The 11,452-nt window shown below is 72.9% G+C and carries 12 protein-coding genes; 3 read left to right on the top strand and 9 right to left on the bottom strand.

Going from position 1 to position 11,452, the window contains the following annotated elements:
• Nucleotides 1-126: 126 nt before the first annotated feature.
• Nucleotides 127-1,050 (top strand): glutaminase, encoded by a 924-nt coding sequence (locus ADK65_RS02910; RefSeq protein ID WP_107092202.1) that lies wholly within the window; start codon nucleotides 127-129, stop codon nucleotides 1,048-1,050.
• Nucleotides 1,051-1,397: 347 nt separating this feature from the next.
• On the opposite strand, the gene ADK65_RS02905 is transcribed toward ADK65_RS02910, so the two are convergent.
• The 4 genes from ADK65_RS02905 to ADK65_RS02890 form a co-directional block, all read right to left on the bottom strand.
• Entirely contained in the window at nucleotides 1,398-2,567 is a 1,170-nt protein-coding gene (locus tag ADK65_RS02905) for a D-alanyl-D-alanine carboxypeptidase family protein (RefSeq protein WP_053668185.1), read from the bottom strand.
• A gap of 84 nt (nucleotides 2,568-2,651) precedes the next feature.
• Complete coding sequence (gene rho, locus ADK65_RS02900) at nucleotides 2,652-3,794, bottom strand: transcription termination factor Rho (RefSeq protein ID WP_199825561.1); 1,143 nt, start codon at nucleotides 3,792-3,794, stop codon at nucleotides 2,652-2,654.
• A gap of 245 nt (nucleotides 3,795-4,039) precedes the next feature.
• On the bottom strand, nucleotides 4,040-4,867 hold the full coding sequence (locus ADK65_RS02895) for a class I SAM-dependent methyltransferase (RefSeq protein ID WP_053668184.1): 828 nt from the start codon (nucleotides 4,865-4,867) through the stop codon (nucleotides 4,040-4,042).
• Between the two features lie 68 nt (nucleotides 4,868-4,935).
• Nucleotides 4,936-5,334 (bottom strand): nuclear transport factor 2 family protein, encoded by a 399-nt coding sequence (locus ADK65_RS02890; RefSeq protein ID WP_053668183.1) that lies wholly within the window; start codon nucleotides 5,332-5,334, stop codon nucleotides 4,936-4,938.
• 73 nt (nucleotides 5,335-5,407) lie between these two features.
• Here ADK65_RS02890 and ADK65_RS02885 point away from each other — a divergent pair, with 73 nt between their 5' ends.
• Together ADK65_RS02885 and ADK65_RS02880 are read left to right on the top strand one after the other, a co-directional pair.
• Nucleotides 5,408-5,971, top strand: coding sequence for a PadR family transcriptional regulator (locus tag ADK65_RS02885; RefSeq protein WP_053668182.1), 564 nt, complete (start codon nucleotides 5,408-5,410; stop codon nucleotides 5,969-5,971).
• A 4-nt stretch (nucleotides 5,972-5,975) separates the two neighbouring features.
• Complete coding sequence (locus ADK65_RS02880) at nucleotides 5,976-6,707, top strand: class I SAM-dependent methyltransferase (RefSeq protein ID WP_053668181.1); 732 nt, start codon at nucleotides 5,976-5,978, stop codon at nucleotides 6,705-6,707.
• A gap of 178 nt (nucleotides 6,708-6,885) precedes the next feature.
• Here the strand turns inward: ADK65_RS02880 and ADK65_RS02875 are convergent, their stop codons facing one another.
• The 5 genes from ADK65_RS02875 to ADK65_RS02855 form a co-directional block, all read right to left on the bottom strand.
• Nucleotides 6,886-8,052, bottom strand: a complete 1,167-nt coding sequence (locus ADK65_RS02875) for a serine hydrolase domain-containing protein (protein ID WP_053668180.1) — start codon at nucleotides 8,050-8,052, stop codon at nucleotides 6,886-6,888.
• A gap of 112 nt (nucleotides 8,053-8,164) precedes the next feature.
• Nucleotides 8,165-9,133, bottom strand: coding sequence for an acetylxylan esterase (locus tag ADK65_RS02870; RefSeq protein WP_053668179.1), 969 nt, complete (start codon nucleotides 9,131-9,133; stop codon nucleotides 8,165-8,167).
• Nucleotides 9,134-9,250: 117 nt separating this feature from the next.
• The gene (locus tag ADK65_RS02865; RefSeq protein WP_053668178.1) at nucleotides 9,251-9,832 is read right to left on the bottom strand and encodes a hypothetical protein; all 582 of its coding nucleotides are present in this window, start codon (nucleotides 9,830-9,832) and stop codon (nucleotides 9,251-9,253) included.
• A 201-nt stretch (nucleotides 9,833-10,033) separates the two neighbouring features.
• Nucleotides 10,034-10,789: a ferredoxin reductase gene (locus ADK65_RS02860; protein ID WP_053668177.1), complete on the bottom strand. Its 756-nt coding sequence runs from the start codon at nucleotides 10,787-10,789 to the stop codon at nucleotides 10,034-10,036.
• Nucleotides 10,782-11,387 carry a sulfite oxidase-like oxidoreductase gene (locus ADK65_RS02855; protein WP_053668176.1) on the bottom strand — a complete coding sequence of 202 codons (606 nt, stop codon included), beginning with the start codon at nucleotides 11,385-11,387 and terminating at the stop codon, nucleotides 10,782-10,784. Before ADK65_RS02855 ends, ADK65_RS02860 begins: the two co-directional genes overlap by 8 nt.
• Between the last annotated feature and the right edge of the window lie 65 nt (nucleotides 11,388-11,452).

Below are 11,452 nucleotides of genomic sequence, written 5' to 3'. Positions count from 1 at the left end.
AAAAGGGCCTGCTCCCCGCCGAGACCCTCACCGGCCTGCTGCGCCCCGAGATCCTCGCCAACAGCGGTCAGGCACCGGCCTGACCTGTCGGAGCGCACCGGGACCGGCGGAGGGACAATAGCGATCATGACGTCGTCGACGACCTTCCAGCCGGTCCTGGAGCGCATCGCCGAGGAGGTCGAGCGGACCCCCGGCCGCGGCCGGCCCGCCGACTACATCCCGGCGCTCGCCGCCCGCGATGCGCGCAGCTTCGGCATGGCCGTCGCCGAGCCGGACGGCACGGTGTACGGGGTGGGGGACTGGCGGGAGCCGTTCTCCGCCCAGTCCCTCACCAAGGTCTTCACCCTCGCCCTCGACCTGGCCCGCGAGGGCGACGTCCTGTGGGAGCACGTGGGCCGCGAGCCCTCCGGCAATCCCTTCAACTCCCTCGTCCAGCTGGAGTACGAGAACGGCATCCCGCGCAACCCGTTCATCAACGCGGGCGCCCTCGTCGTCACCGACCGGCTGCACACCCGTACCGGGGACGCCTCGGGAGAGCTGCTGGCGTTCCTGCGAGCCGAGAGCGGCAACCCCGGCCTGACCTTCGATGAGGAGGTCGCCGCGTCCGAGACCGCCCATGGCGACCGCAACGCCGCGCTCGGCCACTTCATGGCGTCCTACGGCAACATCGACAACCCCGTGCCGACGCTTCTGGAGCAGTACTTCCGGCAGTGCTCGATCGCCGCGTCCTGCGCCGACCTGGCCCTCGCCACGAGCTTCCTCGCCCGGCACGGCATCCGCGCGGACGGCACCCGGCTGCTCACCCGCAGCCAGGCCAAGCAGATCAACGCGATCATGCTGACCTGCGGCACGTACGACGCGGCCGGGGACTTCGCCTACCGCGTGGGCCTGCCCGGCAAGAGCGGAGTGGGCGGCGGCATCATCGCGGTCGTGCCCGGCCGCTGCACTCTGTGCGTGTGGAGCCCGGGCCTGGACGAGCGGGGCAACTCGGTGGCGGGCGTGGCCGCGCTCGACCGCTTCACCACCCTGACGGGTCTGTCGGTGTTCTGACCGTGTCCGGGAGCATCGCCGGCCGGGCGTCGGGGATCAGGTCGCGCATGTCGGCGGCGTGCTCGACGCGCAGGAAGTCCGTGCCCACGAGCACCAGGAGGGTGGGTGCGGCCAGAGCGCGCAGGTCGTCCTACCCGGTCATGGGATCACGTCCGTTCGGGGCTGCTCCCGTCCTTCCCCGTGCTGGCCCGGGCAGGGCGCCCCCGGATCGCGGGGCGCCCTGTACCGGGTGCTGCGCACCAGCGTGGTGTGGCTGCGGTCCGGCGACGCCTCCGGCGTCGACGGGTTCCCGGGCGGCAACACCGGCGCCTGGACCACCCCGGGGCCGCTGCAGGGCTGCCGGTCGGTCAGCTCCGGTCCGGCCCGCGCACCGGGAGCCGCAGCACCAGCACCACGACCGCCGCACCCGTACCGGCGGCACCCGCGATCAGCCCCGCCTCCGTCCAGGCGGAGCCGTGCTCCTCCGGTACGGCCGCCGCGACGGCGGGCGCCACCGTCGGCCGCGTGGACGTGGGCGGCGGGCCGAGCGAGCCCACCGCCTCCACCCTCCCGGCCGACCTGAAGCCCCAGTCGAGCAGCGAGCGGGCCTCCTCGTACACGGCGGACCCGCCGCCCTCCTGAGGGTTCATCACCGTCACGACCAGAGTGCGCCCGTCCCGGCGCGCCGCCGCGACGAGGGTGCTGCCGGCCTTGCTGGTGTAGCCGTTCTTGATGCCGATCAGCCCGCGGTACGGCTTCACCCCCTTGGCGCCGCTCAGCAGCCGGTTGGTGTTGAGGATCGGGTACGACGAGGTGCCGTCGGAGGGGAAGGTGGCCTCGACGGTGGCGCAGTACCGGGCGAAGTCGGGGTTGCGCAACCCCACCCGGCCGAACACGGCCAGGTCGTACGCCGACGACACCTGGCCGGGTGCGTCGTAACCGTCGGGCGACACCACGTGGGTGTCGAGGGCGCCTAGGGAGCGGGCCTTGGCCTGCATCCGCTCGGCCGTGAGCCGCCAGCCGCCGTTGAGCTCGGCCAGGACGTGCACGGCGTCGTTGCCCGAGTTGAGGAAGACACCGCGCCACAGGTCGGCGACCCGGTACGAGCGGCCTTCGGTGACCCCGACCAGGCTGCTGCCGGCACCGATGCCCCGCAGCTCCCGCTCGCTGACCGTGTGCCGGACACCCGCCGGCAGCCCGGGCAGCACGGTGAGGGCGAACAGGGTCTTCAGGGTGCTGGCCGGGGGCAGCCTGCGGTGCGCGTTGTGGGCGGCGAGCACCTCCCCGGTCCGGGCGTCGGCCACCAGCCAGGACAGCGCGGAGACCGCCGGAACACGGGAGGCCCCGGCGCGCAACCGGACCTGGGTGCCGGGACGGTACAGCAGCGACGGGTGCGGGGCCGCGGCCCTCGGTCCGCCCGGGGGCGTGGGCTCCGTGCCACCGGCGTCGGCCACCGCCGCGGGTGTCAGAGCCAGGAGCCCCGCCACGCACAGCGCACCGGCCGACGCGGCCACCCTGGATGAGAGTCCAATGATCATATGATCAACGTAGGAACGGTCCTGTTCCGCACGGCGACGACGGGGCCGCATTTCCGCGCGCTGGCACCCGGATGGATGATCCGGTCAGCCCGCGGGGAGAGTCGGCTGGATGCGCCGCAGGAACGCCGCGTTGTCCGGTGTCTCGCGCATGCGCTCCAGGAGGGTCTCCAGGCCGCCCTGACCGTCCCGGTCCCGCAGGACGCGCCGCAGACTGCGGACCGCCGCCAACTCCGCTCGGCCGAGCAGGAGTTCCTCGCGGCGCGTGCCCGAGGACGTGATGTCGACGGCCGGGAACACCCGGCGGGAGGCCGGATCCCCGCTCAGGCGGAGCTCCATGTTGCCGGTGCTCTTCAACTCCTCGAAGTAGAGGTCGTCGGCCCGGGAGCCGGTTTCCACCAGGGCGGTCGCGAGGATCGTAAGGGACCCGCCCTCCTCGGCCGACCGGGCGGCGCCGAAGAACCGCTTGGGCCCGGTCAGCGCGGACGCGTCGACGCCCCCGGTGAGGATGCGGCCACCGGAAGCGGCCGCGTTGTTGTGCGCCCGGCACAGCCGGGTCAGCGAGTCGAGGAGGAGGACGACGTCCTCGCCGGCCTCGACGAGCCGCTTGGCGCGCTCGATCACCAGATCGGCGAGCGCGATGTGCTGCCGGGCGCTGCGGTCGAAGGGCGAGGCGTACACCTCGCCCCGTACACAGCGCCGCATGTCGGTGACCTCCTCGGGCCGCTCGTCGAGCAGCAGCATCATCAGCCGGCATTCGGGGTGGTTGCCGGTGACGGCGGCGGCGAGCTGCTGGAGCAGGACGGTCTTGCCGCTCTTGGGCGGGGCCACGATGAGCCCGCGCTGACCCTTGCCGACGGGCGCGATCAGATCGACGACGCGGCCGGCGAGGCCGGCGGCCGGGTGTTCGATGCGCAGCCGCTCGTGCGGGTGCAGGGGCGTCAGATCCCGGAAGTCGGGCCGGCCGCGCAGGTCCCCGGGCGCACGGCCTGCGACGCGTGTGACGTCGTCGAGGGCGCGCCGGTCTCCCGTCACGCCCTCGACGAGGTCGCCCTTGCGCAGGCCGTACCGGCGGATGAGCGCGGGGGAGACCGCGGCGTCGGCTGGCGAAGGCAGGCAGTGCCCGGCGCGCAGGTGCCCCTTCCCGTTCGTGTCGACGTCGAGGACACCGGACACGGTCCGGTCCGGGGACTGCTGCCGGACGGGTGGGTGGTCGAGTGTGGTGGTCATGATGATGTGTGTCCTTTCACGGACGGCAGGCGTGGGACATGCGAGGAAGGGGGGAGAGCCGCGAGGGGAGGGCCTGTGGCACGCCTCCGGGCGGCGGGGAACAGCACCTCGATACGACGAACACGTCGTGGTGCTGGAAGGAAAAAAGGAGAAAGAGAAGAAACGGCACCGGCGCCCCTCAACGGGGGCGGGCACGAGTGCTGTTCGCACTGTACCACCGACAACGGTGGAGGCAAGCAGTTACGTCAGCGCGTGGCCAGCAGCCCGTACAGCAACGGAACGCGCGGCTCGGGCAGCCGCCACCAGCCGCACTCGGTGCGCACCATCTGCGGCCAGCGCGGCCAGGGAAGCTCGTCGCCCTCCCGGAGCCGCCGCACGGTGAGTCCCGCACCCGTCAACGCGTTCACGACCTCGCCCATTCCGTGCGGCCACTCGTAACTGTCCGTCGCGCCCTCGACGGCCGGGCCGTCCGTGTAGGTGTGGGTCCCGTCGCGGTGCATCGGGCCGGCGCCGCCCAGGTAGTCGTGGCGCAACAGCAGCTCGGGCCCCTCGCCCGGGGCGGGCTTCGGCCCGAGCGCGTTGAGCAAAGGGTGGAATTCGACGAGGTACAGCAGACCGCCGGGACGCAGGAGCCGGGAGATGATCTCCGCCCACCGGTCCAGGTCGGGGAGGTAGCACAGGGCACCCTTGCCGGTGTAGACGACGTCGAACCGCCGTCCGTCCAGCGCCTCGACCGCGTCGTACACGTTCGCCTGGACGTACGTCACGCCCGCTTGGGCCTTGGCCGCGATGTCCCGGGCGGCCGCCACCGATGCCGCGGAGAAGTCGAGGCCGACGGCCCGGGCGCCGCGCCGCGCGAAGGCGATCGTCTCCGTGCCGAGGTGGCATTGGAGATGCAGCACGTCACGCCCGGCGAGCTCGCCGAGGTCCTCCCACTCGAACGGGGCGAACCAGCGCTCGGGTTCGAGGTCCTGGTCGAGACCGTAGAAGCGGCTGGCGAGATGGACGGGCGTGCGGGCGTCCCAGTTCGCCTGGTTGGCCCGCATCAGCCGGTCGTGCTCCACGGACGTCATGGGGACATCCAACCGCGAACCGGCCGCCGTTGCCCGGAGAACGCGGGAACGGAACCGGGACGTGGCGCTCAGACCGAGCGGGAGCGCGCCTCCTCGGCGATCCGCTCGAACTGCTCGCCCATGGCGGCCGCGAGAGCCTGGGCCGCCGACAACGGGCGGACCATCACGGTGAATTCGTCGATGAGGCCGTCTTCGTCGACATGGATGAAGTCGCAGCCGTTGATCTCCCGGTCGCCCACCCGTGCGGTGAAGACCAGGGCGGAGTCGCGCCCGTCCGCGTCGTTGATCTCGCGCACGTAGCGGAAGTCCTGGAAAACCCCGGAGACGGCACGCAGGATCGCCGCCGTGATCGCCTTGCCGGGGTACGGCTTGAACACGACGGGGCTGGTGAAGACGACGTCGGGCGCCAGCAGCGCCTCGGCGGCGTCGAGGTCCAGCTTCTCGATCGCCTCACGGAATGCACGCATCGAACCCGCCTTGCTTAGTCAATTTATTGAGTAGGTGCGGATTAGAATAATCACCCGTTGATACGGTGTCCACATGTCTCTCAAGTACGCCGTTCTGGCGGCCCTCCTGGAGGGCGAGGCCTCGGGGTACGAGCTGTCCAAGGTGTTCGATGTGTCGCTGGCCAACTTCTGGGCCTCGACCCCGCAGCAGCTCTACCGGGAACTGGAGCGCCTCGCGCAGGACGGACTGATCGAGGCCAGGGTGGTGCGCCAGGACCGGCGGCCCGACAAGCGCATGTTCACGCTGACCGAAACCGGCCGACAGGACCTGCGCACGTTCGCCGCCACGCCACCCCGGCGGCCCACCGCCATCCGCGACGAACTCCTCATCAAGATCCAGGCCATGGACGGGGTGGACCCGGATGCGACGCGTGCGCTGGTCGAGGAGCGCGAGGCGTGGTCCCGCGGCAAGCTCGCCCGCTACCGGCGCGTGCGCGAGCGTCTCCTGGCCGGCCGCAGCGAGGAGGAGTACCTGCGGGAGGCCGACCGCGTCGGCCCCTACCTCACCCTGATGGGAGGCATCGGCTTCGAGGAGGAGAACCTCCGCTGGTGCGAACGCGTCCTGGCCGTTCTCAAGCAGCGGGCTCCCCTAGGCTGAGCCGATGTTCAGCCCCGAAGGCCCCAGTCTGCGCGAGCTCGCCGTCCAGGCGCTGTCGTCCGTCGAGCGCGGCTACGACCTCCTCGCGCCGAAGTTCGACCACACGCCGTTCCGGACACCCGACGCCGTCCTCGACGCCGTCGGCTCGGCGCTGCGGCGGACCGGGCCCTTCGCCTCCGGCCTCGATCTGTGCTGCGGCACCGGGGCGGGCGTGGGTGTGCTGGCCCGGGTGTGCCGCGAGCGGGTCACCGGCGTCGACTTCAGCGCGGGCATGCTCGACGTCGCGCGCGAGCAGGTCAGGCCGCCGGGCCCGCCGGTCTCCTGGGTCCGGGCCGACGCCCGAGCGCTGCCCTTCGCGCCGGCCTTCGACCTGGTGGTGAGCTTCGGGGCCTTCGGGCACTTCCTGCCCCGCGAACTGCCGGGGCTGTTCGCGCAGGTCCGCTCCGTCCTGCGGCCGGGTGGCTGTTTCGCCTTCCCGCTGGTCGCCCCGCCCCGCCCGGGCTCGCCCGGCTACTGGGCGCTGCTCGGCTTCGACACGGTGATGCGGGTGCGCAACGCGCTCTGGCGGCCTCCGTTCGTCATGTACTACCGCGTGTTCCGCCTCCCGGACGTACAGCGGGGACTCGAGGCAGCCGGTTTCGGGGTGGAACTCCAGCCGCTCCCGGAGTTCGGGCGGCGGCCGGACGGCAGCCCCCGGGTGCGGCTCGTCATGGCCCGGTTGCCGGCCCCGAAGTGACCGGCCAACCGCCTTTCCCGGGCAGCCGATCACCGGGCGGGACGGTGCCGTCGCGCAGGTCGCCGGGCAATTCCGTCGTGACCCGGCGGTACAGAGGCTCCCTCGGCCGACGGGGGGTCGTGCGGGTGGTGCGGGCCGGGTGGTTCGGGCGGAAACCGGCCCCGCCCGCGCCCGCTTCTCACAGCGCGCCGTACAAGGCGTCGACCAGCGCCGTCTTCCGCGGGTCGTTGGCGATACGGGGTCCCATCCGGTTCATCGCATAGCCCAGGGACACTCCCGCCTCCGGGTCGGCGAGCCCGCAGGAACCGCCGAAGCCGTCGTGTCCGAAAGCGCGTGGGTTGGGCCCGTACGAGCCGTCGGGGCCGCTGAGCCAGAGCCCGAGGCCGACCTCCGTCTCGTGCTCGAATCCTGCGCCGAGCACCAGGTCCCGGCAGCCGCCCTGCCCCTCGCGCACCCGCTCGGCCGCCTCGGGGGACAGCACGCGGTGGCCGCCGAGGGAGCCGCGGCCCGCGAAGACGCCGTACAGTCCGGCGACGGCACGCGCGGTGCCGTGGCCGTTCGCCGCCGGAATCTCGGCGGCCCGCCACTGGGGGCTGTTCGCCGCGGCGGCGGACACCGCCGGGTTGGTCAGCGCGGCCATGGCCGCCGGCGCCAACTGGGCGAAGACTGCCCCCTGTTCACTGTTCGACGTGGCCGGCGCATGAACCAGTTCGGCCGCCCGGCCGAAGTCCCGCTCCGGCAGGCCGATGCGGAAGTCGATGCCGAGCGGGCCGGTCACCTCCCGCGCCAGGAAGGCCCCCGGCCGCAGCCCCGACACGCGGCGTACGACCTCGCCGACGAGATGGCCGTACGTCAGCGCGTGATAGCCGGACCGGGTGCCCGGTTCCCACCAGGGCTCGGTCGCCGCGAGCCGCTGCGTGGTGAGCTCCCAGTCGCAGAGCTGCTCCAGCGAGTGCGGCTCCCGCAGACCGGCCAGACCGGCGCGGTGCGACAGCAGATGCCGGACGAGGACCTTCTCCTTGCCCGCGGCCGCGAACTCCGGCCAGTACAGAGCCACCGGCGCGTCCAGGTCCAGCAGCCCCCGGTCGGCCAGGATGTGCGCGCACAGCGCCACCGGCCCCTTGGAGGTGGACCACACGTTCACCAGGGTGTCCCGCTCCCACGGCCGGGAGCGCGCAGCGTCCGCCCAGCCGCCCCACAGGTCCACCACCGTCCGGCCGCCGACGGTGACGGCCACCGCGGCGCCCAGTTCACCGCGCTCCCGGAAGTTCTCCTCGAACGCCTCGCGTACCGCCCTGAACGCCGCGTCGCAGTGACCGCGCACCGGTGTCCCCAACTCGGACATGAGCCCCCTCCGCCTGCCGTCCAAAGCCCGGACAGCCGCGTGGCGGCCCGGGCGCGATGAACGTACCGACTGGTCGGACCGAGCGGAAGCCCGGCGGAGGTGAACGGCCGGATCAGATGTACGAACGCATCCAGCGCAGCTTGGCCGCCTGCTGGAAGGGGCCGCCGCCCTCGTGGTCGTTGAAGTCGTAGACCTCGATCGTCTTGTCCTCGTGGCTCCAGGCGTTGAAGGCCGCGAAGACGGTCGAGGGCGGGCAGGTCTGGTCCTCCAGGGCGGCCGAGAACAGGGCCGGAGCCCGGCCGCGGGCGGCGAAGTGGACGCCGTCGAAGTAGGACACCGTGCGCAGGGCGTCCTCCGTGCGGCCACGGTGGGTCTTGAGGTAGAGGCCGATCTCCCGGTACGGGTGCCGGTCCGTGATCGTCGCCGCCCGCGGGAAGTCGCACAGGAACGGCACGTCCGGCGCGATGCCCGCAAGGTCCGGCACCAGTCCGCCGACCGCGATCGTGATGCCGCCGCCCTGGCTGGACCCGACTGCCACCGTGCGCGCCGGGTCGGTGAGGGGGTGGGAGCGGGCCGCCTCCACGGCACGCACCGCGTCCGTGTAGACCCGGCGGTAGTAGTAGTTCTCCGGGGCGTCGATGCCGCGCGTCATGAAACCGGGGTAGGCGGGCGCGCCGCCCACCGGGTCCGCCGTGCCGCCGCCCCCGCCCCAGGCGCTGCCCTGCCCTCGGGTGTCCATCACGAAGTGCGCCCGGCCCGAGGACGCCCACAGCAGGTGTTCGTGCGGGAGCCCGCGCCCGCCGCCGTAGCCTATGAACTCCACGACCAGCGGCAGCGGGCCCTCCGCGCCGGCCGGGAGCGTCAGCCAGCCCTTGACCGGATGACCGCCGAAGCCGGCGAAGGTCACGTCGAAGACCTCGACGGTGGACAGCCCCGCGTCGACCGGTTCGAAGCGTACGTCCAGGTCGTGCACTCGGGACTCCTCCAGGGTCTTGGACCAGAAGGCGTCGAAGTCCTCGGGCTCGGTGGCCGCGCTGCGGTACTCGCGGAGCTCGTCGATCGGAAGGTCGAACAGGGCCATGCAGGACCGCCTTGAGTGAGAAGCAGCTACAGGGGCAGTGCGGATGATCACACTACGTGCGTGGCGCAAGGACTGGCCAGGTGTCCGCACGGATGTTCCGGCGCCCCGCGCACGCCGTCACGCGTCGCGGTGCGTCCACTCCGGTTCGACACGGGCCCACGCCCGGTCCCACTCGGCCATCCGGCGGCGCAGCGCCACCCGGCGCACGAGAAGGTGGCCGAAGAGCACCACGGCCACCGCGCCCCCCGTGGCGCAGGCGCCGACGGTCAGGGTGTGCTGCCATACCCCCGTCTCGTCCACCGGCGGCAGCACACTGCGCCCCTGGCGGTCGAACCAGACGTCCACCTGCTCGCCGCGCCGGCTGTCCGCGGGGACGCGGGCCGACGCGGTGCGCGTCGCTCCGTCCGGCTCCGTCCAGCGCACGGTGGCCCGGTACGCGTGCTGCCCGCCGGCCCGCACCGACGGCAGCGCGTCGTTCCCGCCGATCACCTCGGCCCGGACCCGGTGCCGCTCGGCCCGCTGCTCCACCGACAGCCTCCGCGCCTCGCCATGGGCCCACCAGGCGGCGGCCGCCCCGGCCAGGGGCGCGCCCACCAGGACGAGGACGGCGACCACCAGCACCGTCCACGCCTCGACCACATCCGACCGGCGCCGCAGCGGACTGCGCCGCCGGCGCCAACCGTGCATCGGGGAGCGCATGCCCACCTCCTCACCGTCACCGCAGGGAGGGCCGGACCGGCCGTGCGACGAAGCTCCTGCGCCTCACGTCACGCGCACGCGTGCCCTCACGGAGCAGGTACCCCGTCCGGCGTCCGTCGATCGCCCGGCGGCCCAGCGCAGAAGCGGCCTGCCGCGACCCTCCGGCTGGGTGCCCGGCCGATCGGGGCGAAAACAGCCGGGTCAGCCGAAGCGTTCGATGCGAATCCGGTCCACCGGCTGACCTGCCGTCACCAGCAGGCGCGAGGCGTGCTCGGCGAAGGAGTTGGAGCCGCACACATAGGCCTCCCACCCGCCGGAAGGCTGCTCGGCCAGGAGGGGCGCCACATGTGCGGCCGCCATACGTCCGACCGCCACACCCTCCGGCGCGCTCCGGGTGAAGACGGTGGTGGTCTCCGCACCCAACTCGCGGGCGTATACCAGCTCCTCGGGACTGCGCGCGGACACCACCAGCCGCAGCGGCACGGTCAGGTTCCGCGCCCGGTGGTGCCGGATCATCGACATCAGCGGCACGATGCCGGAGCCTGCGCCGACCAGCAGCGCGGGCCGGTCGCCGGGCCAGGCGAAGAAGCCGCTCACCGGGCCCCGCACCTCGACCCGGTCGCCGGGCCGGGCGACGGTGTGGAACCAGCCCGAGACCTCGCCGCCCTCGACGTGGTCCAGCGTCAGCTCCACCTGCCCCGAGTCGTCCGGCGCGGACGCGATCGAGTAGTGACGCTGGGCAGCGTAGCCGTCCTCGGCGGTCAGCCGCACCATCAGGTGCTGGCCGGGCAGGTGCCCCGGCCAGCCCGGCACGGCGAGCCGGAAGGTGGACACGCGCGGGGTCTCGCGGCGGATCTCGGTGAGCGTGGCGGTCTGCCACTCGGACGCGGCCTGTTCACTCACGGCGATGCGCCCGGGCACGGCGAACCGCGTGGGCGGCACGAAGGTCTCAGTCACCGGAGTACCTCTGCTCCTCCCAGGGGTTGCCCCGCTCGTGATAGCCGTTGCGCTCCCAGAAACCCGGCTCGTCATGGTCGAGGATCCGCAGGCCCGCGATCCACTTGGCGCTCTTCCAGAAGTACAGGTGCGGCACCAGAAGGCGCGCCGGGCCGCCGTGCTCGGGGGCGAGCGGCCGGCCGTCGTACTCCCAGGCGATCCACGCGCGCCCGCCGGTCAGGTCCGCGAGCGGGAGGTTCGCGGTGTAGCCGGTGTGCGAGTAGGCGACGGCATGGGTGGCCGACTCATGGGGCCGGACCGCGTCCAGAAACGCGTCCAGGGACACACCCCCGAAGCGCACCCCGAACTTCGACCAGCTCGTCACGCAGTGGATGGCGCCCTCGTACGCCGACGGCGGCAGCCGGTGCGCCGCCTCCCAGTCCCAGGTGCGGGGCTCCGCCACCAGCCCGTCCACACGGAAGGTCCAGTCGGCGGCCGCCAGCTCGGGGGTGACCTCGGCGGACAGGACGGGCCAGTCGTCGCCCGCGTCGTACTGACCGGGCGGCAGGCCAGGGTCGGCGACGCGTGGGCGCCCGGTGAAGCCTCTGGTGATGTGCATGCGGTGGTGCCTCCGGACCGGCCCGGCGGCGCCCGCCGGACCGGTTGTGCTCAGTGTTTCCGTAT

The sequence above is a fragment of the Streptomyces sp. NRRL B-1140 genome, from assembly GCF_001280065.1.
Lineage (GTDB): Bacteria > Actinomycetota > Actinomycetes > Streptomycetales > Streptomycetaceae > Streptomyces.
The sequence above is the reverse complement of the archived record's forward strand: the minus strand, read 5'-3'. Positions and strand labels throughout refer to the sequence as shown.